Annotated in this window: 20 protein-coding genes; 6 read left to right on the forward strand and 14 right to left on the reverse strand. The window is 71.6% G+C overall.

Going from position 1 to position 23,643, the window contains the following annotated elements; translation table 11 throughout:
* Nucleotides 1-107: 107 nt before the first annotated feature.
* Together AB0K82_RS18725 and AB0K82_RS18730 are read right to left on the reverse strand one after the other, a co-directional pair.
* On the reverse strand, nt 108-1,610 hold the full coding sequence (locus AB0K82_RS18725) for a hypothetical protein (protein ID WP_364398396.1): 1,503 nt from the start codon (nt 1,608-1,610) through the stop codon (nt 108-110).
* Nucleotides 1,611-1,616: 6 nt separating this feature from the next.
* Nucleotides 1,617-4,286 (reverse strand): hypothetical protein, encoded by a 2,670-nt coding sequence (locus AB0K82_RS18730; protein WP_364398397.1) that lies wholly within the window; start codon nt 4,284-4,286, stop codon nt 1,617-1,619.
* 199 nt (nt 4,287-4,485) lie between these two features.
* On the opposite strand from AB0K82_RS18730, the gene AB0K82_RS18735 reads away from it, so the two are divergent.
* The 3 genes from AB0K82_RS18735 (at nt 4,486) to AB0K82_RS18745 (ending at nt 6,714) form a co-directional block, all read left to right on the forward strand.
* Nucleotides 4,486-4,608: a hypothetical protein gene (locus AB0K82_RS18735; RefSeq protein WP_364398399.1), complete on the forward strand. Its 123-nt coding sequence runs from the start codon at nt 4,486-4,488 to the stop codon at nt 4,606-4,608.
* Between the two features lie 41 nt (nt 4,609-4,649).
* Nucleotides 4,650-5,738, forward strand: a complete 1,089-nt coding sequence (locus AB0K82_RS18740; protein WP_364398401.1) for a hypothetical protein — start codon at nt 4,650-4,652, stop codon at nt 5,736-5,738.
* 115 nt (nt 5,739-5,853) lie between these two features.
* Complete coding sequence (locus tag AB0K82_RS18745) at nt 5,854-6,714, forward strand: DUF3592 domain-containing protein (RefSeq protein ID WP_364398403.1); 861 nt, start codon at nt 5,854-5,856, stop codon at nt 6,712-6,714.
* A gap of 133 nt (nt 6,715-6,847) precedes the next feature.
* Here AB0K82_RS18745 and pruA read toward each other — a convergent pair whose 3' ends face one another.
* Nucleotides 6,848-8,473, reverse strand: coding sequence for an L-glutamate gamma-semialdehyde dehydrogenase (gene pruA / locus AB0K82_RS18750; protein WP_364398405.1), 1,626 nt, complete (start codon nt 8,471-8,473; stop codon nt 6,848-6,850).
* 17 nt (nt 8,474-8,490) lie between these two features.
* Nucleotides 8,491-9,417: a proline dehydrogenase family protein gene (locus AB0K82_RS18755; RefSeq protein ID WP_364398406.1), complete on the reverse strand. Its 927-nt coding sequence runs from the start codon at nt 9,415-9,417 to the stop codon at nt 8,491-8,493.
* A 120-nt stretch (nt 9,418-9,537) separates the two neighbouring features.
* Here AB0K82_RS18755 and AB0K82_RS18760 point away from each other — a divergent pair, with 120 nt between their 5' ends.
* Nucleotides 9,538-10,713: a helix-turn-helix domain-containing protein gene (locus AB0K82_RS18760; protein WP_364398408.1), complete on the forward strand. Its 1,176-nt coding sequence runs from the start codon at nt 9,538-9,540 to the stop codon at nt 10,711-10,713.
* An 8-nt stretch (nt 10,714-10,721) separates the two neighbouring features.
* Here AB0K82_RS18760 and AB0K82_RS18765 read toward each other — a convergent pair whose 3' ends face one another.
* The 8 genes from AB0K82_RS18765 to AB0K82_RS18800 form a co-directional block, all read right to left on the reverse strand.
* Nucleotides 10,722-11,750: an ABC transporter ATP-binding protein gene (locus tag AB0K82_RS18765; protein WP_364398409.1), complete on the reverse strand. Its 1,029-nt coding sequence runs from the start codon at nt 11,748-11,750 to the stop codon at nt 10,722-10,724.
* Nucleotides 11,747-12,787: an ABC transporter ATP-binding protein gene (locus AB0K82_RS18770; RefSeq protein WP_364398411.1), complete on the reverse strand. Its 1,041-nt coding sequence runs from the start codon at nt 12,785-12,787 to the stop codon at nt 11,747-11,749. Before AB0K82_RS18770 ends, AB0K82_RS18765 begins: the two co-directional genes overlap by 4 nt.
* Nucleotides 12,788-12,804: 17 nt before the next feature.
* Nucleotides 12,805-13,689 (reverse strand): ABC transporter permease, encoded by an 885-nt coding sequence (locus AB0K82_RS18775; protein ID WP_364398413.1) that lies wholly within the window; start codon nt 13,687-13,689, stop codon nt 12,805-12,807.
* Between the two features lie 64 nt (nt 13,690-13,753).
* Complete coding sequence (locus tag AB0K82_RS18780) at nt 13,754-14,680, reverse strand: ABC transporter permease (protein WP_364398414.1); 927 nt, start codon at nt 14,678-14,680, stop codon at nt 13,754-13,756.
* Nucleotides 14,680-15,756: a LacI family DNA-binding transcriptional regulator gene (locus tag AB0K82_RS18785; RefSeq protein ID WP_364398416.1), complete on the reverse strand. Its 1,077-nt coding sequence runs from the start codon at nt 15,754-15,756 to the stop codon at nt 14,680-14,682. The genes AB0K82_RS18780 and AB0K82_RS18785 overlap by 1 nt, the downstream gene beginning before the upstream one ends.
* Nucleotides 15,757-15,775: 19 nt before the next feature.
* Nucleotides 15,776-17,320, reverse strand: a complete 1,545-nt coding sequence (locus tag AB0K82_RS18790) for an ABC transporter substrate-binding protein (protein WP_364398418.1) — start codon at nt 17,318-17,320, stop codon at nt 15,776-15,778.
* Between the two features lie 13 nt (nt 17,321-17,333).
* Nucleotides 17,334-17,705 carry a hypothetical protein gene (locus AB0K82_RS18795; protein ID WP_364398420.1) on the reverse strand — a complete coding sequence of 124 codons (372 nt, stop codon included), beginning with the start codon at nt 17,703-17,705 and terminating at the stop codon, nt 17,334-17,336.
* Between the two features lie 13 nt (nt 17,706-17,718).
* The gene (locus tag AB0K82_RS18800) at nt 17,719-18,651 is read right to left on the reverse strand and encodes a DUF6772 family protein (protein ID WP_364398422.1); all 933 of its coding nucleotides are present in this window, start codon (nt 18,649-18,651) and stop codon (nt 17,719-17,721) included.
* A 524-nt stretch (nt 18,652-19,175) separates the two neighbouring features.
* On the opposite strand from AB0K82_RS18800, the gene AB0K82_RS18805 reads away from it, so the two are divergent.
* Complete coding sequence (locus AB0K82_RS18805) at nt 19,176-20,570, forward strand: hypothetical protein (RefSeq protein WP_364398424.1); 1,395 nt, start codon at nt 19,176-19,178, stop codon at nt 20,568-20,570.
* A 187-nt stretch (nt 20,571-20,757) separates the two neighbouring features.
* Here AB0K82_RS18805 and AB0K82_RS18810 read toward each other — a convergent pair whose 3' ends face one another.
* Nucleotides 20,758-21,579 carry an oxygenase MpaB family protein gene (locus tag AB0K82_RS18810; protein ID WP_364398426.1) on the reverse strand — a complete coding sequence of 274 codons (822 nt, stop codon included), beginning with the start codon at nt 21,577-21,579 and terminating at the stop codon, nt 20,758-20,760.
* Between the two features lie 75 nt (nt 21,580-21,654).
* On the opposite strand from AB0K82_RS18810, the gene AB0K82_RS18815 reads away from it, so the two are divergent.
* Complete coding sequence (locus AB0K82_RS18815; protein WP_364398428.1) at nt 21,655-22,287, forward strand: TetR/AcrR family transcriptional regulator; 633 nt, start codon at nt 21,655-21,657, stop codon at nt 22,285-22,287.
* Here the strand turns inward: AB0K82_RS18815 and AB0K82_RS18820 are convergent.
* Nucleotides 22,247-23,470 carry a TetR/AcrR family transcriptional regulator gene (locus AB0K82_RS18820; RefSeq protein WP_364398430.1) on the reverse strand — a complete coding sequence of 408 codons (1,224 nt, stop codon included), beginning with the start codon at nt 23,468-23,470 and terminating at the stop codon, nt 22,247-22,249. The genes AB0K82_RS18815 and AB0K82_RS18820 overlap by 41 nt on opposite strands.
* Nucleotides 23,471-23,643: the final 173 nt, after the last annotated feature.

A 23,643-nucleotide genomic window follows, 5' to 3' on the forward strand; every position in this document is an offset into this window, starting at 1 on the left:
CGCGCTCGTCACCCACCGGGAACAGGATCAGGTAGGGCGAGCGTCGCTCATTCGGCGCGGGCGACGTATGGCCGCCGTGGGCCGATCGCCAGTCAGGGGATTCCCGTTCACGGTGACGTGGGACCGAACCGCCACGTCCCGCGGCTGAAGGTCGTCAGGATCCGCTGGTGGGTCTGGCGCGGAAGGGACCGGTTTCCGGGCTCGCCGAGAGGCGTACCCGGCCGGGCCGGAGCCTCGCCCAGCAACTCGTCCAGACCGGCTCGGGCCACCATCAGCAGCCCGTGGGTGGCCCGGGTGCAGGTGACGGCGAGCCGGCCGAACGCCGAGTTGAACTCGTCCAGCCGGTCGGCGCCGGACAGCGGGTGGACGGCGACGGTGATGGCGTTGGTCTGCCCCTGCCAGGAGTCCACCGTCGAGGCGAGCAGCACGCCCTCCGGCAGACCGTACTTGTCGGTGAGGCGTTCGACCATCGCGGTCGCGTCGTCCACGGCCTGGTTGCGCGTGGCGAGGACGACGATCAGAGGATCCCCGGACGGCGCGCCGGACGTGATCCGCTCCTCGTTCAGGGGCCTGCCGACGCCGTCGTACCGTCGGCGAGTGATCGCGAACCCGCCCTCCAGAAGGGGCATGAGCACCTCCTCGACCACCCCGAGCAGGTCCGGGTCGATGTCCGGCGCCTCGGGGTCCGGGAGGCCCTCGACCTCGAGCAGGGTCGGCGTGCCGGTGGCGACGGACGCCCAGACCGCGGCGGCGGGTCCGGTCATGGCCGGCGGTTCGACGGTCCGGTCGCCCGGGGCCGCCACGCAGTCCAGCCGGTCCCAGTCACCGTAGAAGGCGCGCCAGAGCGGAAGCTGCGCGGCCGTCGGGCGCCATACCGCGGGCAGGTCCACGGCGAAGGTCTTCTCGTCGCCCTCGTAGGCGGTCGGCCAGGCGCGGTAGGGGTTGTAGCCGGGGTCGCCGCGCCAGGGATTCTGGCCGGGGTCGATCGGCGGCAGCTGGCCGACGTCGCCGACCCCGACGGACAGCGGAGCGAGTCCTTGGACCGTCGCGTAGCGGTGCAGGGGGAGCTGCCAGGCCTCGTCGACGAACAGCACGTCGAACGGCAGCGTGGCGTTGACGCCGGGACCGAGGCGGTCGAGCAACCGCTGTGGCTCCCCCCACGCGCCCATCTTGTGGGAGGTTCCGAGGACCACGTCGCACGTGTCGGGGACGCCGCCGGCGGAGGTCGCGACGGAGACCTGGTCGAGCACGTCCTGCGGCACCTCGGGCAGCCGGTCCTTGGCCACGAACAGGCAGACCCGGGAGGCGCCCAGCTCTCTGCCCAGTTCGCCGGCGAGCGGGAACACCTGCTTGTTCGCGAACGCGGTGACGCCCACCCTGGCGCAGTTCTCATGGGCGAGGGCTTCGCGGACCATGCGCACGAGCGCGTAGGACTTCCCGGCGCCGGCGGCGGCGCGCAGCAGGATCCTGTCGTACTGGGCGGTCCCCTCGAGGGCCGACAGCAGCGCGGAGATGGCTCGCTGCGCCGCCTCGATGTTGCCCTCGGCCGCGGACTCGTGGTGGAGCGCCTCTTCAGGCGGTACGGCGGGGGCCGAGAAGGTGATCGTCATTCCCGTTCAGTCCAGGTCGTCGATGGTCAGATCGTCGGGGACGGGCATGGGCACCACGAGGAGCGGTACCTCCTCAGGCGCTCTGACGTCGAACCGTTCTTCGTCGACCAGCGGCGGCCAGACCTCCGGGTTGAGCTCACCGCGGGATCGGCGCTCCGCGAGCGTGTCCGCCCATTCCGCCTCGGCGACCGTGTGCGGCCGACAGCACCATTGGTGCTCTTCCGGGTCCTCGGCGTAGGCCTCCGGGGTGCAGGTGACCTTCGGAGCGGACCGGTCGTCCGGGGACGGCCGCTTCACCGCGAGCTCATGGCCTGACTTGAACCGCGTGAACCAGGTGGCGTCCGCCAGGACCAGGGTGTCGCCGACCGCCAGGTCGGGGACGACCTCGGGGTCCCAGAGGAGTCCCTCGAGGCCGTCGAGACGCCTGAGCGCCCCGATCGGCAACCGCCCGAGCTTGAAAGACCCTCGCTGAATCTTGAAGGTCGTGGCCGGCTGCTCGACGACGGCACGATCACCCACGTGCAGGGCGACGACCTCCGCCCCGTCGCCCAGACGCCGTGACTGCACGTCGAGCCGGACGGGGTCGAGGCCGATCACGGTCGCCAGGGCCAGTTCGCGGATCCCGGCGTCGGCCGCCCTGTCGCGTGCGACCGAGGTGTCGACGAGGCAGGTGAGCTGGTCGAAGCACTTGCGATCGGCGTCCAGCAGGTCGACATGGGCGTTGCGCCAGTGCGAGTACATCCGGGAGAAGCGGACCAGGTCGGAGGCCTGCAGTGCGACACGGCGGCCCCAGACCTCCTGCGCGTCGGCCTCCAGGACGCGGTGCACCTCACGCAGGCGGGATGCCCCCACTCCCCCGAGCACGCGCTGCGCCCTCTCGAGCACCTGGACGCGGTAGTCCAGAGCCGCGCCGACGAGCGCCTCGTACGCCGCCGGGTCCTCCTCGCGCCGCGCCTTGTCGATCGCGTCGGACACGACGTTGGACAGCCGGGCGCCGGGGGTCTCCGGCTGCTGCGCGATGACGTCGGAGACCTCGCGGTGGTCCAGCGGGTCGGTGGCCTCCGCCCAGGTGAGGAGGTAGTCCAGGCGGCCGGCGTCGGCGGCCGGGCCACCGGGCGTCACGTGGGTGGCGAGCACGGCCCGTACGTCGACGATGGGCGTGCGCAGGCTCATGGCGCGGGCCCGGTCCTCCTCCAGAAGGAAGCTGACCGCGAGCCGTTCGTCGTCGTGCAGCGGCTCCGGCAGCGTGGCCGGCTCCCCGTCGAAGGTGAGGGCCGGGCGGCCGCTGTCCAGGTCGTGGTGCCAACGGAGGCGGCTGAGCTCGACCCCGGCCAGGGAGTCCGCGGCGGTGGCCAGCAGGTCGGCGGTGGACCGGTCCGGGACGACCAGGTGAACCGGCCCGACCCCCGCCTCCCGGAGCTCGCGGACGGCCGCGCCGAGGATCCGCATCACGGCCCGGCGGGTGAACGGGGACTGCGGGTCGGGGAACACCCGCCGAACCCAGGCGGCCGGTCCGTCGGCCCCTACCTTCCGCACGGCCACACCGTGCACTCCCAGCGCCGACGCGTCCGACTTCACGAGGACGAGGTCGACGGTGCCCGGCAGGCCGCACGGGTCGATGCGCAGCCGCCCGGTCCAGGACGGCAGGCCCGTGACGGTGGAGCGCACCTGGTCGACGATGCTTCGCGGCGCGGGCCCGTCGGTGCTCTCACCGGTCACGAGCCCCGCCACGGCGGGACGCCGGAGACGGTCGATCCCGATCTCGGCGAGGATGGCGCGCGGGTCGTCGGAATTGCGCAGCTCCGACCGGCAGTACGAAAAGAGGTTGCAGGTCACGCAGCCGCGCGGATCGAAGTTCGCGGTCAGCCGGGCGACGTACGGGACGAGTTCCGTTTCCGCCGGGAACCCGGCGCCGAGCTCGGCCTTGGCCTTCAGCCGCTCATCGGCCCTCGCGCGGACCTCGGTCCGGTGGTCGTCCAGCAGCTCCACGACGACCTCGGGCTGCAAGAAGGCGTTGCGCGGTACGGCCAGCGCACCGTGGCGGTGCACGCGCATGCCGGTCGGCAGCCCGCTCCAGGCGGCGGCGGACTCGGCGCCCAGCGCGACCTGCAGGAAGCCCTTGAGCATCCGGCCGTCGTCGATGCGCGCGCGGACCCGTTCGTAGTCCTTCGCGTCCCCCATGATCAGCCAGGAGCCGCCCGTACGGCCGTCCTCCTCCCGGGGGCAGACGATCGCGAAGTCCGGCTGGACGGGGGTCGCGTCGGGGACGGACTCGAGGTCGAGGTACGGGACGGCGAGCGCGGTCAGCATGGTCGCCGCACCGGAGGACTCCGCCTCACGGTGGGCCCGGGCCAGTTCGTCGGCCGTGTCGGCGAGGTCGCCATGGCAGTCGCGCCGGCGGACGGCGTCCGGGCGGGCGAGGCCGAGCCGTCCGACCGCCTGGGTGAGCAGCGCGGAGACGAAGAGTTCGGAGTGCACGAGGCTCTCGAAGGTCATCGCCCGCGTCCACCGGGCCTCGGGGATCCCGGCGCCGGTGTCGGGGTGGCCGACGCGCGCGGCCAGCGCCTTGCGGGTCCTGCGGGTGATGAACGGATCGGTCAGCCGGAACCGCTCGCACCCGGCGTGCGCCGACGCGGCGACGGCACTCGTTCCGCCCCCGGACTGCAGTCCCCCCATGCCACACCCTTCACTCTTCACTCGCTTCGCTACGCGACTGTAGACCCGAAAGCGAGGTCGTCGTGGCGCCGGCACACCTCACCGGACTGAGCACCGCTCCGGTGCGGTACTCAGTCGCTCGGCGTGATCAGGTCGAGTCCGGAAGTCGGCCGCCTGGCCGGCCACCGCGGCGGCACCGCGGATCCAGAAGGGCCTGGACATGGCCCAGGCGAACCTCAACTGGGTACTCACCGCCTATGCCCTCGCCTTCGGCGGGCTGCTGCCGGTGGGCGGCCGCGCCGGCGTCCGCAGTGTGAATGCCGGCTCGCGGAAGATCACCTGAAGGTCTGTCGGCCGTCACCGGGGACCAGCACAATTGCCCGTGTGACGATCACGACGGGCACGCCGCCCACGCACCAGGCTCCCGTCGACCTCGCCCGAGGATTCCTGACGGGCAGCGTGATCGGGACGTCGCTGGCCGCTCTCGTCGTCGGCATTGTCATCGAGAGGGTGCCGCTGATCGTCACGGGCCTGGGCCTGCCCGCGGTTTACGGCCTGCTCGTCTTCCTCGCCGGTGTGCCGCAGCGTGCCCGGGAGGCGGCCGTCGTACCCCGCACGGCTCTGGCGATGATCGAGAGTCTGGAGGCCGTCGGGGGTGAGGGCAGTGACGTACCGGTGCGGTTCGATCTCACCGTCGCACCGGACGACGCGTCGGCGTACCGCGTCGAGATCACGCAAGACATCAACCTCGTCGACCTCCCCGACTACCGGCCGCGCAGCGTCCTGGTGGTCCAGTACGCGCCGGACCGGCCGTGGCGGGTGAGGATCGTGAAGCGGCCGACACCCGAGTGGGAGGAACGGGTGGCCGGGGCCCGCATCGACTCGGCGCCCGGGCCGGCTCTGGTGAGCGATCCCCCGCAGGGCCGTGCCGGCGGTTTCGTCACGCTCCTGGGCCTGCTGCTCGGTGCTGCCGCCGTGATCCTGCTCTTCCGTGCCGACCTGGCCGACCAGGGCGGCGCCGTGCAGCCGCGCTCTTCCAAGCCGTCTGTCTCCTCCACGTCGTCCACCACCATCGTGACGTCCGCGTCCGGCACGGTCGCCCTCGGCCAGGGCCGGTCGATGCTCGACAAGGGGGAACTGCGCCGGGCCGTCGACTCGCTCGCCAAGGGCGAGGACACGCACCAGGCACTCACCCTCGTCGTACAGGAACGTTTGCTGTCGGTCGTCTTCGTTCCCCCCGGCACAGGGGCCCCGCACTTCGACCCGCGTTCCCTGCCCTACGACCGCGTCCCCGCCCTGGTCGAGGAGGCCAGGACCACCCTCGGCATCGACTCCCCACAGACCTGGCAGCTCACCGCCGACCGCGTCACCGGTTCCCTCACGATCAGGGTCACCGTTACCGGCCCCGAAGGTACGGCCTCAATGGAAGCGGACGGACAGGGCGAGGTGGTGCGACGCAGCCCGGCGCGCTGACACCAGGGGCCCGGTCGGTACCCGCGGGAGACCGCCCGTCGGCCGGCGTCAAGGCCGGGAGGACCGGCACCGGTGTGTCCGGCAGACCGTTCCCGAAGTGGCAGGAGGAAGACATATGGGCTGGCACGGATATCTGGCGCTGTGGTGCGCGGTGTTGGGGACGGCGGCGCTGCTCGGCTACGGGCGGTCGCTGGCAGGGATGACCCGGGACCAGCGGACGGTCCGGGTCAGGGGGCGGATCGAGCGGGTGCGGGAGCCCCGGCACGGCGGCTCCCGGAAGGGCGGGATATCGGTGGTCGTCTCCTACCGTGCCCCGTCCACCGGGCAGGAGGTCATCGTGACGAACGACGGTGAGCGGGGCGAGATGATCACCGCCGCGTGGACGGGCCGGGAGATCGGAATCCACTACCCGCGCGGGAGACCGCACGCCTTCCGGTTCACCAGCCACCCCCAGGAAGGCGGCCGCGGACTGGGCTGGCCGAACTTCGCGGTCTTCCTGATCTACATCGGGGTGGTGGTCGTCGCCGCGATCGACCGGGGCTGGCCCTGGGCGCTGATCGGCTTCTGCGGGCCGTGGGCCGTCGTCATCGCCTGCCACCTGCCCGGGAACGTGCGCGACACGCACCGCCGTCGCGAGACGCTGGCCTCCATGGTCGCCGTCCAGGGCCGGGTCATCGCGGTGCTCAAGGATGTCAGCACCGATGCGGAAGGCAGCACCTCCACCACCATCACGCCGGTCGTGGCGTTCACCACCCGCGAGGGCGCGGTCGTCACCGCCTACTGCGCTTCGGGGATTCCGGACCCGGCCGACGCACACGGCCGGGAGGTCACGGTCCACTACACGCCGGCCGACCCGGCCGTCTTCACCCTGGACCGCGTGGCCGAACGCCGCTCCCTGAGAACGGACATCACGGCCAACGTCGTGGCCCTTCTCGTCATCGCGTCGGCGGCCGTCGTGGGAGCGGTCATGCTGTGACGCCCACGGGTGTGTCGGCCTTCGCCGGTCGGAGCCCGGCGGCCCGGGAACGTTCGCCGGTGGCTTCGGAGTCCAGGGCGGCCGACACCGGCCCCGCACGCCGTTGTGCGGAGCCGGTGGCTCATGGGGCGGGTCAGCCCATGTGCGGGTAGCGGTGGCCGGCCGGCGGGACGAAGGTCTCCTTGATGGTCCGGGTGGACGTCCAGCGCAGCAGATTCTGGGCGGAACCGGCCTTGTCGTTCGTGCCCGAGGCGCGTCCGCCGCCGAAGGGCTGCTGGCCGACGACCGCGCCGGTGGGCTTGTCGTTGATGTAGAAGTTGCCGGCGGCGAACCGCAGCACTTCGGTGGCGCGGGCGATGGCGACCCGGTCCCGGGCGAAGACCGCCCCGGTCAGCGCGTACGGGCTGACCGACTCCAGCTGGGCGAGCATCGGCTCGTAGTCGGCGTCGTCGTAGACGTGGACGGCGAGGATGGGGCCGAAGAACTCCGTGCGGAACACCTCGTGGCCCGGGTCGTCGCAGACCAGGACGGTCGGGCGGACGAAGTAGCCCACCTGGTCGTCGCAGGTCCCGCCCGCCAGGACGTCGATGGACGGGTCCTTGGCGGCGCGCTCCAGGACGTCCTCGAGCCGGCCGTAGGACCGGGCGTCGATCACCGCGCCGCCGAAGTTGCGAAGGTCGCGTACGTCCCCCATGGTCAGTGCCTCGGTCTCGGCGACCAGTTCGTCCCTGATCCGCCCCCACAGGGAGCGCGGCACGTAGGCGCGGGAGGCGGCCGAGCACTTCTGCCCCTGGTACTCGAACGCGCCGCGGATCAGGGCCGTGACCAGCGCCGCCGGGTCCGCGGAGGAATGCGCGACGATGAAGTCCTTGCCGCCGGTCTCGCCGACCAGGCGCGGGTAGGTGCGGTAGCCGGTGAGGTGTTCCCCGACGGTGCGCCACAGGTGCTGGAAGGTCGCGGTCGAGCCGGTGAAGTGCACGCCCGCCAGGTCGGGGTCGGTCAGCACGACGTCGGAGACGGCACGGCCGTCCCCGGTGACCATGTTGATCACGCCGGGCGGCAGTCCGGCCTCCTCCAGCAGCCGCAGGGTGAAGTGCGCGGCGAACTGCTGGGTGGGTGAGGGCTTCCAGATCACCGTGTTGCCCATGAGCGCGGGCGCCGTCGGCAGGTTCGCGGCGATCGCCGTGAAGTTGAACGGGGTGACCGCGTAGACGAAGCCCTCCAGGGGGCGATGGTCGGCGCGGTTCCACACGCCGGGCGACGAGACGGGCTGTTCGGCCAGGATCTGGCGGGCGAAGTGCACGTTGAACCGCCAGAAGTCGGCCAGCTCGCAGGGCGCGTCGATCTCGGCCTGCTGGGCGGTCTTGGACTGGCCCAGCATCGTGGCGGCGGCGATCCGCTCCCGCCAGGGCCCCGACAGCAGGTCGGCGGCGCGCAGCAGGATCGCCGCCCGGTCGTCGAAGTCGAGGGCCCGCCAGCCGGGGGCGGCCCGGCGGGCGGCGTCAAGGGCGGCCCGCGCGTCGGCGTGGTCGGCGTTGGCGGTGGTGCCCAGCACCTCACGGTGGCTGTGCGGCTGGACGACGGGGATCCGCTCGCCGCCGCCCATCCGCTCCTTGCCGTCGATCGTGCAGGTCAGCTCGGCGTCGCCGCCCGACAGCGCGGCCAGCTCGGATTCCAGCCGGGCGCGCTCGGGGCTGCCGGGCCGGTAGTCGTGCACCGGCTCGTTGACCGGCGCGGGCACGCGGGTGATGGCGTCCATGGGAACCTCCTGGGGGGTCAGTGGCGGGTGGTGAACGAGCGCAGGAAGAAGGCGAGGTTCGCCGGCCGCTCGGCCAGGCGGCGCATGAAGTAGCCGTACCAGTCGGCGCCGTAGGGCACGTAGGCGCGGATCCGCCGCCCCTCCGCGGCCAGCCGGCGCTGCTCGGCGTCGCGGATGCCGTAGAGCATCTGGAACTCGTACGTGTCGGGCGAGCGGCCGTCCCTCTCGGCGAGCCGGAGGGCCAGCTCGATCATCCGCGGGTCGTGCGAGCCGATCATAGGGTAGCCGTCTCCGGCCATCAGGATCCGCAGGCAGCGCGCGTAGGCCAGGTCCACGTCCCGCTTGCTCTGGTAGGCGACGGAGGCCGGCTCCTTGTAGGCGCCCTTGACCAGGCGCACCCGTGACCCTTCGACGGCCAGTGCCCGTGCGTCGTCCTCGGTACGCGACAGGTACGCCTGCAGGACGGCACCCGTCCGCGGGAAGTCGCGGCGCAGCTCGGCGAGGATCGCCAAGGTGGAGTCGACGGTGGTGTGGTCCTCCATGTCGAGCGTGACGGTGGTACCGATCGCCGCGGCGGCCTCGCAGACCCTGCGCGCGCCCGCCAGGGCCAGGTCATGGCCGCCGGGCAGGCCCTGGCCGAACGCCGACAGCTTCACCGAGACCTCGGCGCGCCCGCCCAGCCCCCTGCCGCCGAGCGCGTCCAGCAGCGCGAGGTAGGCGTCGCGGTTGCGACGGGCCTGGGCGGCGTCGGTGATGTCCTCGCCCAGGTGGTCGAGGGTGACCTCGATGCCGTCGGCGGTCAGCGCGTCGACGACCTCCAGTGCCTCGGGCAGCCCGTTCCCGGCGATGAAACGGTCGACGACGGGCCGGGTCACGGGGGCCCGGCTGACGATCCGATGGATCCGGTCACTGCGCGAGGCGGCGAGCAAGACAGGGCCCAGCACTGGCAACCTCCCAGGTCAAAGCGGGGATCATCGATGCTCTCGAAGGTACGAGCCGGGCGGTTCGGCCACCATCGACAGCGGTCACGACCCTGACCACCACGCCTTGTACATTTGTATGAAATGAGCGACTACCAGAGCCTGGTCGACGAGGTGTCGGCGCTCCTTCAGGCACCGGTGACGCTGGAGGACCGCGAGTTCACCCTCATCGCCTTCAGCTCCCACGACGACGACCTCGACCCGGTGCGCACCCGCTCGATCCTGCGCCGCCGCTCCTCCCCGGCGGTCCGCGCCTGGTTCGAGGGTTTCGGGATCGCCCGCGCGACCGGCCCGACCCGCACCCCCGCCGACCCCGCGGCCGGGATCCGCGCGCGGCTGTGCCTGCCCGCCCGGCACGAGGGCGCCGTCTACGGCTACCTGTGGCTGCTGGACGACGGCGCCGTCGACCCCGCCGATCCCCGCATGACCCGGGTGATGACCCTGGCGACCCGGGCCGGACGGCTGCTGGCCGCCGACCTCTGGCAGGCGGAGGCCGCGCCGCGGGCGTTCGCGCGGCTGCTGTCGGGCTCGGCCGCGGACCGCGCCGAGGCCGCCCGGACCCTCGGCGCGCTGCGGCATCCGGTGTCGGCGTCCGCGTCCGTCACCGTGGTCTGGGTGAGCCCCGCCCCGCGAGCCACTCCGATCCGGTTCCCCGGCGGCGTGCTGAGCCGGCGGAGCCCGAGTGGCCTGGCGCTCCTCGTGCCGCTGCCGGACCCCGCCCAGACCGCCCCCGCCCGTACGATCGCCGCCGGACTCCTCGATTCGATCGCCGGCTCCGATAGGACGCTCGCGGGCGTGGGCGGCGCCAGGACGGACCTGCCCGACGCGCGGCACTCATGGCGGGAGGCCCGGCTTGCGGTACGGGCGGCGCGCGCCGAACCCCGGCTGGGACCCGTGGCCTGCTGGGACGGACTGGGCGCCTACCGGCTGATCGCCGCGCCCCCGATGGCGACACCGACGGCACCGCCCGCCGACCCGGCCCTGCTCCCCCTCCTGGAGCCCGCGCGCGCCGACCTGCTGCGCACCGCCGAGATCTACCTGGACCACGCCGGTCATGCCCAGCGCACCGCCGAGGCCCTCTCCGTACATCGGCAGACCCTGTACTACCGGCTGTCCAGGATCAAGGCGCTGACCGGCCTCGACCTGGACTCCGGGGCGGACCGTCTCCTGCTGCACCTGGCCATCAAGACCTTCCGGCTGGCCACCGCGCCCGAAGACCCTGTCGACGCCGGAGAGCCCGGCCCAGCGGCCATGGACTGAGACAGGGCCTACGGCACGGCGTCACGAGGCGGCTCGCCGGCGAAGTGACACGCCGCCGCGTGGTCGCCGTCGCCGTGGACCCGCAACTCGGGCACGTCGGTGGCGCAGACGTCGGCCGCGATCGGGCACCGGGTCCGGAACCGGCACCCCGACGGCGGCGCCGTCGGCGACGGGACCTCGCCGATCAGGGCCGGCTCACCCGTGCCACCCGGACGGTCGTGGATCGACGGGGCCGCCGACAGCAACGCCCGGGTGTAGGGGTGCCGCGGGTTCTCGAAGATCTGCGCGGCCGTGCCGTGCTCGACGACGGTGCCGAGGTACATCACCGCCACCTCGTCCGCGATGTGACGGACGACGTCGAGGTCGTGGGAGATGAACAGGTAGGCGATCCCCAGCTCCTCCTGGAGCTCCATGAGCAGGTTGAGGATCTGCGCGCGCACCGACACGTCGAGGGCGGAGACGGCCTCGTCGCACACGATCAGCTTCGGTCGCAGGGCCAGTGCCCGCGCGATGCTCACCCGCTGACACTGACCTCCCGACAACTCGTGCAACCGGCGTCCGGCATAGGAGGAGTCCAGTTCGACGAGTGCGAGCAGGCGGTCGATCTCGGCGGCGTGCTCGCTGGTGGCCAGCACACCCCGGTGCACGCGCCAGCCCTCGGCGATGACGTCGGCGACACGCATCCGCGGATTCAGGGAGGTGTACGGGTCCTGGAAGACCATCTGCAGGTCACGGGCGATCCGGTGCCGCTCACGTCGCCCGGCCGCGGACAGGTCCACGTCCTCGAAGGAGATCGTCCCGCCGAACGGATCCAGCAGCCCCACGATCGATCGGGCCAGAGTCGACTTGCCGCATCCGGACTCCCCCACGACGCAGACGGTCTGACCCGCCCGGACCGTCAGGTCGACGCCGGCGACCGCGTCGACGCGACGCCGGCCGAACCCGGAGCGGCCTCTCGTGGCATATCCGGCGCGCAGCCCGCGGATTCGCAGGAGGGCGGTCTCGGCCTCGGGCAGGCTCGCCTGTGCGGTGTTCAAGAGCTCGCCCCCAGTACTCGGGCGGTGTGGTGACATTCGGCGGTGTGGCCGGTGGAGGTCGCCGTGCCGGCCCCGGCGACGGGCACCGGCTCGGGGGCGTCGGTCCGGCACACGTCGGTGGCGAAGCGACAACGTGGTGCGAAGGCGCAGCCGGTCCGTACGCTGCCGGGGACGGGAGGCTGCCCGCCGATGGGCACCAGCCGGCCGGGCCGGCCGGGATCCGGCATGGCGTCGAGCAGCCCGCGCGTGTACGGGTGCGCCGGACGGGTGTAGACCTCGTCGAGGGGCCCGGCCTCGACGATCCGGCCGGCGTACATCACCGCCACGTGCTGTGCGACGCTGGCGACCACCCCGAGGTCGTGCGAGACGAGCAGCATCGCCATCCGCGCCTCGGCCTGCCGGGCCGTGAGCAGCCGCAGGATCTGCGCCTGCACCGTGACGTCGAGGGCCGTCGTGGGCTCGTCCGCCAGCAGGATCTCGGGCTCCAGGGCCAGCGCCATGGCGATCACCGCGCGCTGGCGCATCCCGCCGGAGAACTCGTGCGGGTAGGCGTCGTACTTGTGTTCGGCGTCGGGGATCCCGACGGTCCGCATGAGCGCGACCGCCTGGTCCCGGGCGGCCCGGCGGGAGACGCCCCGGTGGCGCCGGAACGTCTCGGCCACCTGCCACCCGACCGTGAAGGACGGGTTCAGGGCGGCCATCGGGTCCTGGAAGACCATCGCGATCTTCGGGCCCCGGAGCCGCCTCCACTGCGCGTCGGTGAACCCGGCCGTGTCCTGCCCGTCGATCTCGACCGACCCGGCGCTGACGCGCGCCCCCTTGGGCAGCAGCCCCATGAGGGCGAGGGTCGTCATGGACTTGCCGCTGCCGGACTCCCCGACCAGAGCGGTGACCCGTCCCGGTACGAGGTCGAGTTCGACGCCCCGGATGACCGGGCGTTCCCTCCCGTGGGCGCCGAAGCCGATGTGGATGTCGCGCAGCCGCGCGATCGGGGGCGCGTCGGTGGCCCCGGCGACCTCGTCGATGGTGGAAGGCATCGGGTCGCTCCTCTCGTTCAGATCTGGGACCGGGGGTCGGACAGATCACGGAAGCCGTCGCCGACCACGCCGACCGCGGTGACGACGAGGGCGAGGGCGGCGGCCGGCACCGTGGAGATCCACCACGCCGACCCCAGGTAGTCGCGTCCAAGGGAGACCGTCGCGCCCCAGGAGGCCGTGTCGACCGGCACCCCGAGGCCGAGGAAGCTCAGCGACGCCTCGGCGACCATCACGAGGCCGACCTGGACCGTCGCCGCGACGAGCAGCGGCTGCCAGCAGAACGGCAGCACGTGCCGGAGGAGGATGCGGAGGTGCCCGCAGCCCAGGACCCGCGCGGAGTCGACGTACTCGAGCCGCCGCGTCGACATGGCCGACGCGCGAACGACGCGGGCGAAGATGACCCAGCGGGTGATCGCGAGCGTGATGACGATGTTCGTGATGCTCGGGCCGAGGACGCCGGCGAGCAGGATCGCCAGGAGGATCGAGGGGAAGGCGAGCTGCACGTCGCCGATGCGCGACAGGATCGTGTCCAACGGTCCGCCGAAGTACCCCGAGAGCAGCCCGACGACGAGACCGGCGGCTCCCCCCACGATGACCGTGGCACCGGCGACGAGGAGCGTGATGCGGGCCCCGGCGAGCAGGTTGGCGAGCAGGTCGCGTCCCACCTGGTCGGTGCCCAGCCAGGCGATCCCGCCCCCGTGGGTGTGCGAGCCGGGGGCGAGGAGCCGGTTCGGCAGATCCGTCGCGACCGGGTCGTACGGCCGCAGCAGCGGACCCACGAGCGCGGCGAGGACGAACACCGCCAGCACCGTGATGCCGACCCAGACCCGTACCGGCACGCGGCGCCGGGCGGTGCGCGATTCCACGGCCACTCCACCGGCCGGGATACTCATACTGGTCATGCGTCCTCCTTCGTCGGAGGAGTGACCAGAGGCACTGTGCTATCGATTCGCTCGCTGCGCTCGCTCATGTGGTCTCCGGGGTGAGGCGCGGGTCGAGGGCGAAGTAGACGACGTCCACCAGGAGGTTCAGGACGATGTAGGACAGCGTCATCGTGAGGACCGCGGCCTCGACGACGGCGTAGTCGCGGTTCGTGATCGCGTCGACCATCAGCGACCCGATGCCCGGCCAGGAGAAGACGACCTCGATGATGACCGCGTTGGCGATGAAGTTGCCCATCAGGAGGCCGAGCACGGTGACGACCGGGACCGCGATGTTCCGGCCCACGTGCACGTACTGGACCAGTCCCTCCGGTACGCCCTTGGCGCGGGCCGTGCGCACGTAGTCCTTGGCGCCCTCTTCCAGGGCGCCGTTGCGGACCAGGCGGGCGAGCCAGCCGATGAACGGCAGCGCGAGGGTGAACGCCGGGAGCAGGACCCCGGCGAACGACCCGTCCGCGGTGGCGGGCAGCCATCCGAGTTCGCGGGCGAACAGCAGGATCAGGACGATGCCGAGCCAGAACGACGGGACGGCCTGCCCGACCAGCGACCCGGTGGACACCAGAAGGTCGAGCACCTTTCCGGGCCGGCGCGCGCACAGCATGCCGAGCGGGAAGCCGAGCAGCACGGTCAGTACGAGTGCGGCCAGGGACAGGGTGAGGGTCGCGGGGAAGCGTGCCAGCGTGTCGCCGAGCGCGGACCCGCCGAGCCGCCAGGAGTCGCCGAGGTCGCCGCGCAGGACTCCGCCGAGGTGCTCCAGGTACTGCTGCCCCAGAGAATGGTCGAGGCCGAAGTCCGCCCGCACGTTCTTGACCTGGTCGGCCGAGGCGTCGGGGCCGAGGATGAGCTTCGCGGGGTCGCCGGGCACGACCCGGACGATGATGAAGACCAGCGTCAGCGCGCCCCAGGCGACCACCACGGCCTGGGCGAGACGCTTGGCCACGAACACTCCCATCAGTGCTCACCTCCGGCGGGCCGGGGGACGGACGCGCGTACGACGAGCTCGGGAGGCAGCAGCGTGTTCGCCGGGGCGGCCTCGCCGTCCTCTGCCCGCCCGGCGGTCTCGACGCGTTCGAGCAGCCGGTCGACGCCGGCCCGCCCCACCTCGGCGGCGGGCAGCCGGACCGAGGTCAGCGCCGGGTCGAGGTACGCCGAGAAGGGATGGTCGCCGTGGCCGACGACGCCCACGTCGACGCCGACCCGCAGACCGTGCTCGGTGAACGCGCGGTACAGACCCAGGGCGTGATAGTCGTTGCCCGCCAGTACGACGGCGCCGGGACCGGCTCTCCGGGCGAGGGCGGCGCCGATCTCGTACGCGGGACCGGGATCGAACGGGACCGAGACGCCGCCCCCTCCGGGTGAGTCGACGCGGACGACCGCGTCGTCGGGAGCGCTGAGACCGTGGGCCGCGAGCGTGTCGTGGAACCCCCGGATGCGTTCCGAGACCGGCGAGATGTCGAGGTTCTCCTCGGCGAGATACAGCTCGGTGGCGCCGGTGCTCAGCACGTGCTCGGTCGCCGCGCGGGCGCCCGCGTAGTAGTCCACGCCGACGAGGTCGACGTCGAGGCCGGGCAGATGACGGTTGAGCAGAACGAGGGGGATGCCGGACTTGCGGAGCCCCTCCCAGTGCTCGGCACCGTGCTGGACCGGGATGGCCAGCACCCCGTCGACGCCCCAGCGCATCAGCTCCTCGGCGGCGCGGCGCTCGTTGTCGATCGAGTCCTCGGTGACCATCAGCATGAGCGAGTAGCCGCGGGTGCGGCCGCGTTCCTCGATCGCGGAGATCAGTCGGGCGTAGAACGGGTTGGACGGGTTCGTGATGACCAGCCCGAGGGTCATCGCGTTCTGCAGGACCAGAGATCGGGCCATCGTGTTGGGCACATAGCCGAGTCGCTCGGCCTCGGCCTTGACGCGTCGCCGCGTCTCCACGCCGACCGCGTCCTTGTCGGCGAGCGCCCGGGAGACGGTGTTGACGGACAGGTCGAGCGACGCGGCGATGTCGCGCAGCGTCGTACGGCGTCGTGGGCTCATCGGATCCTCCGGCACGGTGTCATCGGCGCCCCACCGCCGCGAGGTCGGGCTGGTTGTTCGGGGCCGGGGTGAAGCCGGTGAGCCGGCCCGAGCGCCCGTACCCGGTGACGAGGGTCACGGGGAACAGCCCGACGGCGTCGGACCAGATGATCTTGCACGCCTCGCCGTAGAGAGCGTCGCGGTCCGGCCCGTAGGGGGCCGCCGCGGCACGGGCGAGGATCTGGTCGAGGGCCGGGTTCTTGTAGCCCATCCGGTGGGCCTTGGACGTGTACAGCCGCCCGACGGTGAACGCGGCGTCGCCCGTGGTCACCGTGTTCGTCTGCAGGTTCATGTCCCAGTCGAGACTGTTCAGGCGCTCCAGCCACTGGGCCTTCTCGATGCTCTGCGGGCGGACCGTGACCCCGATCTCCGCCCACGAGGAGATCATCGACTCGGCGAGCTCACGGGCGAGCGGACCCGTGGCGTCGAACCACATCATGGAGGTGGTGAAGCCCCTGCCGAGCCCGGCGTCGGCGAGCAGGCGCCTCGCGGCGGCCGGATCGTGCCTCCAGGGCTCCTGCGCGGCGTACCCGGCGACCGTCGACGGGATCGGCGCGCGCATCTGCTGTCCCCCACGGCCGAAGAGCGACCGCACGATCTGCGGCAGGTCGACGGCCTGGCACATCGCCCGGCGGACGTTGGGGTCGTTGAACGGCGGGCGCGAGCAGTTGAACCAGTTGAGGAAGTACGTCCACGAGGGAACGGACTCGACGGTCACGCCGCCCACCCCGGTGACCTCGGGCAACTGGTCCGGCGGGATCGGCCAGAGCAGGTCGACGTCGCCGTTGCGCAGGGCGGTGATCGCCGATGAGGTCTCGGCGATGTACGGCATCGAGATCCCGGGCAGATCGGCCCGGCCGCCCCAGTAACCGTCGAACCGCGCCAGTTCGACGGACGTCGACGGCGTGAACCCGGTGACGCGGAACGGTCCGGAGCCGATCGGGCGGCGCTTCTGCTCCGGGTCGGCGACCCGGGCGGCCGGGACGACGAAGAGCAGGGTGAGGTTGACCGGGAGTGAGCCGAGCGGGCCGTCGGTGTGGAAGACCACCGTGCGGTCGTCCCGGGCCTCGGCGCCGGCGACCGACGCCCACAGCGGTGTCTGCGCGGACGCGACCGACTTCGTGCGCTTCAGGCAGGCCACGACGTCGGCGGCGGTGACCGGCGTCCCGTTGTGGAACCGAGCGCCGCCGCGCAGCGTGAACACCCACGTGGTGTCGTCCGTACGCTTCCAGCCGCTCGCCAGCCCGGGGACCAGCCGGTCGCCCTGGCGCCGGACCAGGGTGTCGAACACCAGGCGTTTGACGATCAGTGACGCCTCATCGACCGCGGTCGCGGCGTTGTAGGGATCCAGGTCGGTGACCGGCTGGCCGAACGCGGCGCGCAACGCCCCCTTCGGGACGCCACCACCGCCGCCTCCGATGCCGCAGCCCGAGAGGAGCACCGCCGTGGATCCGAGCCCCGCCATGGCGAGGAAGTCCCGGCGCCCGACGCGCGCGCCGGTCTCCGGCCTGTCCGCTCTCCTCATGCCGCCGCCCCGGTCATGCTTTCAACGCCAGGTAGATCAGGACCTTGACGGCCGCGGCCTCGTCCCGCGAGCCGTCCTCCGGACCCTGCTCGCCGACGACGGTGCCGCGCAGCCTGAGCCAACCGCCGAAGCCGGTCGCCGCCCAGCTGTGCAGCGGTCCGTCGCCGGGCGTGACGATCTGGTCGACCCCGTCCAGATCGCACCAGTGCAGGCCGTCCGGAGAGATCTGCGTACGCACGAGAACACGAGGGGAACGCCCGGTGGAGTCGAGCACGCGCACGAACCAGCGGGCCTCGCCGGCCCAGGCCGCCTCGTAGGGCTCGGTGGTGAACTCGCCGGTCAGCGTCGTGTTGCGCTCGATGACCGCGGTGAGTGACTGTCGCATTTTCGTTGGTTCCTTACCAGTCCACCGAGATCAGCACCGAGTCCAGATACAGGAAGTTCCGGACATCGGTGTGCGTACGGACGGAGACGTAGAAGTTCAGCAGGTTCTGCAGCGACCCGTACTCCTCGTCGTACGGCGGAACCGGCACATCGGACATGTCGTGGACGACGTCGTTGACCTGGAGCTCGACGTTCTTGCGGGTGCTCGTGTCGATCACCCAGCGCAGGTAGTGCCAGTTGACCTTGGTCGGGACCTCGTTGAAGCACATGTCCTGCTCGCCGAACGGCTTCCAGTCGTCGGGGTTCGGGGCGGTGAAGTCCGCGGTCCGCTCGAGCTTGATCTTGCCCTCGAAGTGCTCGCGCGGGGTCGGCTCGGGGACGGTGGGATACACCCACTGGTGCCGCACCCGGTGGTCCAGATCGGTGTTCAGGTACCGCACCACGTTGTGGTAGCGCACACCGTCACAGATGTCGGTCGCGACGGTGAACGCGCCGAACTGCTGTTCCGACGGATGGTTGTTCGCGTCCCACCGCCCGCCGCCGGGCGCGGTCGCGGCACCGTTCTCGGCCGAGGCCGCCTCGGCCTTGTACGCCAGGTACGTCTCGAACTGCACCTTGCCGCGACCCGACATGGTGAGCCTGCGGATCGCGACCCCGGTGTGCCCGGTGACGGGCCGGGTCGCGACCTTCAACGCGTACGTGCCCGACATGGCCCCATGCGTGCCCACGTCGAAGAAGCTGCAGGAACTGAGCTGCGGCGGCCGGAAGTCGGACATGTGCTCATCGACGGTGTCGAGGTCGCCGTGCTCATCGTGGTTGCCGATCAGCTCGACCCATCCGTGGGTGCCGCTGTTGAAGTCGTCGTGCACGAGGATCCGGCGCAGCGGGTTGAACTTGGCCAGTCTCGGGTCGAGCAGCCGTGGATCGGCATAGGGCGTGGTCGTCAACAGGACGTTCCCTTCGGGCGGACGTTCACGTAGGGGGTGTGGTCGGAACGGGGGGTCGGCCGAGGATCCGGCGGCCGAGTCGACTGCGAGGGCAGCCGAATCGATGGCTTCGGAGGCGAACATTAACGTTCACGTGATCGTTGAGATCACACCGTACTCGCCGTTTCGGCGATGTCAATGGGTGTTACGAGAAGATTTCGGACATCCGATTCCGCCATCCGGTCGACACCTCCCCCACCGCCGACCCGGGGGCCGGCCGTCCCGGGACCGGCGCGTCCCGGGCACGAGGACCCGGCGGCGGGCGCGGTCATCGGTTCGACGGGACCGGCGAGCGGGACCGGGCGCCGCTCACCGCTTCCGCCCCGATGCGACCGCGTACCGCGCGGATCGGATCCGTCGCGGGAAAGGGCGAGCAGACCAGGGTGCCGGCGCGCATTCCGTCACGTTTGACCGACGCTTGACTGAGATGGGGCTTCCCTGTTGTGCTAAACCGGTTTAGTCGCTGATGTCCGAAGGAGTCCCTCGTGCCCGAACTCCCCTCCGCATCCGCTGAAGACCGGTCGCCGATGGCCCGCAGGAGATTCCTCGGCGCGACGGCGGGCGCCGCCGCGATCTCCACGCTGCTGAACCCGGCCACGGCGAACGCCGCGGCCGCGACGCGCACCGGCGCCCCGGCGCCCGCCGACCGCGGCCGACACCGTCCGGTCCGGTTCGGCGTGAACTACGTACCGAGCGAGAACTGGTGGTTCTCCTGGTCGGACTGGAAGCGGGCGTCGATCGCGGCCGACCTCGACGACATCGCCTCCCTGGGGATGGACCACATCCGGATCATGCTTCTCTGGTCGGAGCTCCAGCCCAACGCCACCTACGTGCGCGGTGAGCAGCTCGACCGGCTGGAGGAGCTGCTCGACCTCGCCGACGATCGGCACCTGGACGTCCAGGTGACCGTTCTCAACGGCGCGGTGAGCGGAGTGCTCTTCGTTCCGCCGTACCTCATCGACAACGGCAACGGAAAGGTCCGTAACGTCCTGACCGATCCGGTCGCGATCGAGCGAGAGCAGTGGTTGCTCGGCCGGATCGCCGAACGAATCGGGCGGCACCGCCGGTTCATGGGTTTCGACCTGTCCAACGAGATTCACTGGTTCGCCATCCCGCTCGGCATGACGGCGACCCAGGCACAGGGCGACGCCTGGCACACCGCCCTGTTCGACACCTGCGAGAAGGTCGCGCCGGGCAGGATCCACGTCTCGGGCATCGACCACTGGCCCTGGCAGAACAACGCCTACTGGACCCGCCACGGACTCGCGACCGCCGGGACGATGACCGCCAACCACACCTGGGCCGGCTGGACCCAGGTGATCCAGCGGTACGGGTCGCTGTCCACCGCGTCCACGCACTACTCCGAGTTCTTCATCGAACTGATCAAGGCGTTCCACACCGACCTCGACCGCAAGGTCTGGATCGAGGAGACCGGCGTGTCGACCGTGTGGATGAACGCGGCCGACATCCCGTCCTGGACCGAGCGCTCGATCCGCTCGATGGCCGACTGCGATCACCTGTTCGGCATCACCTGGTGGGACTCCCACGACCTGAACCCGAAGCTCAGCGGGTACGTCGACCTGGAATACGACCTCGGCCTGTTCACCAACGACCGCAAGATCAAGCCGATCGGCAGGACCATCCGCAAGGTCATCGCCGACTTCGACGCCCACCCTCCGGCGCCGCGGGTCCGGACGACCGCGCTCGTACTGCCCGACGACATGATCCCGGCGGCCGACTACAGCGGATTCTTCGAGCCCTTCATGAAGCTCGTCGCCGCGGGCACCCGCCCCGCCGTCGTGCTCCGCAGCCGCAGTACCGACGCCGCCTACCTCGCCGCCCGCGGCATCGAACGACTGGTCACCCTCGACCAGGTGTGAACCCGGCCTCCCGGCCCGGCCCGCGCCCGCTCAAGGGGCGGCGACGAGCGGTGGCTCACCCCAGTCGGCGGTCAGGGCCTGCCGCAACGAGTCGATGCCCGCCTGCCCGACGCGCTCGGCGAGGACCGACTCGATGACCGCGATGGTGGCCTGCGCGCGCGGACCGCCGGCTGACCGGGCCGCCTCGTCACACCAGTGGGCGGCCGGTGCGGATGCGCCGGCGCACGTCCCACAACAACAGGTCGAAGGGGAAGCGGCGAACCACGGCCGGCTGGAAGCGGGACAGGACCCGGATGGCGGCGGTGAGCCGGTCGAACCGGCGTTGGGCTCGGGCGTTCCACGCGAGGCCCACGTGCTCCCGGAATTCCGGCGGCAGGAAGCCGACGGTGACGAATCGGTTGAACCCTCCAAGGAGCGTGCCGATCGGCCGGGGCAGGAACCGAAGGTCGGCGAGCCCCAGCAGGTAGCGGCGCACCGGCTCGTCGATCGAGACCTTCGCCAGTTCTTCGCGCCAGTACTCCTCGAAGGCCTCGCGGTCGGCGGGCCAGTCGCGTGGCCGCACCTGCAGAGTAGTGCCCAGGGGCGCCGCGGACTCGTACAGCCGGTCCCGTACCGCAGGGGTCATCGGACCGATGAACGCCTCGTAGGTGTCCTCGAGCCCCCGGTAGAGGCAGGCGGCGACCCAGAGTTGCAGGGCGGGATCGAACGCGTTGTAGGGCACCGGGCTGGAGGGGCCCGAGCGCACCTGCGCGTGGGCCTTGTTCACGGCCTTGCGGTAGGCGGCCCGCTCCCCCGGGTCGCCCATGAGGGCGACGGCGAGGTAGCTGAACGTCGTCCGTGCGCGCTTGATCGGATGGCGGTGCAACTGCCCGCTCTCCACGCGGCTCTCGATCACGCCGTAGCCGACGCCGGGCCGGGCCAGCTGCATGATCACGTTGGCGCCGCCCGCCAGGAGCGCCGCTCCGACGATCGCCTTCTCGTCGAACGGAACCGGTTCGGTGGTGGGCATGACCTCTCCCAGAGGATCTGGAAACGCTTGTTTCCAGATCAGACTCCCGCGTGGACGATCTGTCAAGATGGCCGCATGGCTGCTTCGGAGATGCGGGTCTACGGGGGGATGACCGGCGCCGATCGCAGGACGGAACGCCGGGCCCAGCTGATCGAGGCGGGACTCGACCTGCTGGGGGCGGCCGAGGAGGAACAGCTCACCGTCCGCCACGTGTGTCGGCGGGCGGGGCTGACCCCGCGCTACTTCTACGAGAGCTTCGCCGACCGCGACGAGCTGGTGTCGGCCGTCCATGAGCACGTCGTGCAGACCATCGCCGCCACCACCCTGGCCGCGGTCGAGGCCGCCGGGCCACGGGCCGAAGCCAAGATCCGGGCCGGGCTCGAGCGACTCGTCCGCGCGGTGGCCGGGGATCCCCGGCGTGGACGGGTGCTGTTCTCCGTGACGCTGACGGATCCCGTGCTCGCGAGGCGACGCCTGGAGTCCTCCAGGTTCTTCGCACGACTGCTCAGCGGGCAGGCACGTCGGTCCTACGGGATCCCCGACGGTCCACGGCTGGAACTCGCCGCCCAGTTCGTCGTCGGCGGCCTGGCGCAGATCCTGACCGCATGGTTGTCCGGCACGCTCGCGATGAGCGAGGACGAACTCGTCGCCGAGTGCGCGCGCATCTTCACCGCCCTCGCCGACCGCGAGCCTCGACCGTCCGGCTGACCCCGCCGCCCGACGGCTCCAGGATCGGGTGGAGCAACGCGATGGTCCTCGCCTCGGTCGCCGACGGGCTCGCCGACCGAGCGAGGTCGGTCACCACGTTCAACGCCGCGTGCACGCGGTAGCGGATCGCGGCGGGTTCCTCCTCCGGGCGCAGTTCGGCCACCAGACCGATCCAGGTGTCCACGTGCCGTCGCTGGGCGGCCTGTAGCCGCCGGCGGTCGGCCGGGGCCAGGTTCTCCCTCTCGGAGAGGTAGACCCCGGCGAGATCCGCCTGTTCGAACGTGCTCCTGACATAGGTGTCGATCAGCCGGCGCAGCGCCTGGGCCGGCGTGCCGGCGTCGCCCAGCGCCTCGGCGACGGCCTGCTCCAGGCGGCCGGTGGCCCGGTAGTAGGCGGCGGCCAGCAGATCGGTCTTGCTCGCGAAGTGGGAGTACACGCTCGAGGCGTTGATCCCGGCGGCCTCCCCGATCTCGGACATGCTGACCCGGTGGTAACCCCGTTCGTGGAACAGGCGGACGGCCTCGACGAGCAGCCGCTCCCGGCGGGGCAGCAGCGCGAACCGGTCCGCGCGGGAACGCGGCGGCGGTGTCCGCCGCGACGGCGCGGGGGGAAGGTTCGCCGCGATCACGGCGGTGGCGCACTCGAGGATGGTGCGTTCGGCCCTGCCCCGGGCCAGGGCCGCCCGGTGGGTGGAGGGACTCGCGATCACGCTGAGCGCCGCGGTGACCAGCGTCGCGGCGTCGCGTTTCGGCAGTCCGGGCCGGGCACCGCACACCATCTCGCGCAGCGCGCGCACGGCGTTCGCGAACGGGCCGGCGAGCGCGGCCTGCCGGCCGGCGTCGAGGTAGCGGCTCTCCCACTGGTAGAGCCGGGCCATCGTGCGCCGGTCGAAGCTGAAGCGCACCAGCGCCCGCAACGCGGCGTCCAGGCTGTCGGCCGGGGCGTCTCCCCCGGCACCGGCCGCGACGCATTCCGCGAAGTGCGCGCCGAGCTCCTCGACCGCTGCGGCGAGCAACGTCTGCTTGGTCGGGAAGTGCCGGTAGATCGCCGGGCCGGTGATGCCGGCCTCCTTGGCGATGTCCTCCAGCGCGACGTTGTGGTAACCGCGGGCGCAGAAGCGCTCCGCGGCGATGAGGGCGATCGCCGCCTTGCGGTCCTTCGGCCTTCGGCGCTGACTCGACATGGGCCGAGTGTAACGACCGACGCAAGAACGGAATCGCCGCCTCGTCACACGATCAGACGCGTCTACCTGGAGCGATGACGAATTAAGTAAGTGACTATTCGGTCCTTCTATTGACACTGAACCTCGTTCGGGTTTGTGATGGGTTCGCGCGGAGCACCCGGTGAAGGGAGCGA

The sequence above is a fragment of the Actinoallomurus sp. NPDC052274 genome (assembly GCF_040679475.1).
Taxonomy (GTDB): Bacteria; Actinomycetota; Actinomycetes; order Streptosporangiales; family Streptosporangiaceae; genus Actinoallomurus; species Actinoallomurus liliacearum.

Bases quoted from the DNA above. Each gene is read 5' to 3' on its own strand.
- AB0K82_RS18790 (WP_364398418.1), bottom strand. From the start codon at position 17,320: ATGAGGAGAGCGGACAGGCCGGAGACCGGCGCGCGCGTCGGGCGCCGG.
- AB0K82_RS18735 (WP_364398399.1), top strand. From the start codon at position 4,486: ATGGCCCAGGCGAACCTCAACTGGGTACTCACCGCCTATGCCCTCGCC.
- AB0K82_RS18760 (WP_364398408.1), top strand. From the start codon at position 9,538: ATGAGCGACTACCAGAGCCTGGTCGACGAGGTGTCGGCGCTCCTTCAG.
- AB0K82_RS18795 (WP_364398420.1), bottom strand. From the start codon at position 17,705: ATGCGACAGTCACTCACCGCGGTCATCGAGCGCAACACGACGCTGACC.
- AB0K82_RS18775 (WP_364398413.1), bottom strand. From the start codon at position 13,689: ATGACCAGTATGAGTATCCCGGCCGGTGGAGTGGCCGTGGAATCGCGC.
- AB0K82_RS18785 (WP_364398416.1), bottom strand. From the start codon at position 15,756: ATGAGCCCACGACGCCGTACGACGCTGCGCGACATCGCCGCGTCGCTC.
- AB0K82_RS18815 (WP_364398428.1), top strand. From the start codon at position 21,655: ATGGCTGCTTCGGAGATGCGGGTCTACGGGGGGATGACCGGCGCCGAT.
- AB0K82_RS18725 (WP_364398396.1), bottom strand. From the start codon at position 1,610: ATGACGATCACCTTCTCGGCCCCCGCCGTACCGCCTGAAGAGGCGCTC.
- AB0K82_RS18780 (WP_364398414.1), bottom strand. From the start codon at position 14,680: ATGGGAGTGTTCGTGGCCAAGCGTCTCGCCCAGGCCGTGGTGGTCGCC.
- AB0K82_RS18745 (WP_364398403.1), top strand. From the start codon at position 5,854: ATGGGCTGGCACGGATATCTGGCGCTGTGGTGCGCGGTGTTGGGGACG.
- AB0K82_RS18820 (WP_364398430.1), bottom strand. From the start codon at position 23,470: ATGTCGAGTCAGCGCCGAAGGCCGAAGGACCGCAAGGCGGCGATCGCC.
- pruA (WP_364398405.1), bottom strand. From the start codon at position 8,473: ATGGACGCCATCACCCGCGTGCCCGCGCCGGTCAACGAGCCGGTGCAC.
- AB0K82_RS18730 (WP_364398397.1), bottom strand. From the start codon at position 4,286: ATGGGGGGACTGCAGTCCGGGGGCGGAACGAGTGCCGTCGCCGCGTCG.
- AB0K82_RS18770 (WP_364398411.1), bottom strand. From the start codon at position 12,787: ATGCCTTCCACCATCGACGAGGTCGCCGGGGCCACCGACGCGCCCCCG.
- AB0K82_RS18810 (WP_364398426.1), bottom strand. From the start codon at position 21,579: ATGCCCACCACCGAACCGGTTCCGTTCGACGAGAAGGCGATCGTCGGA.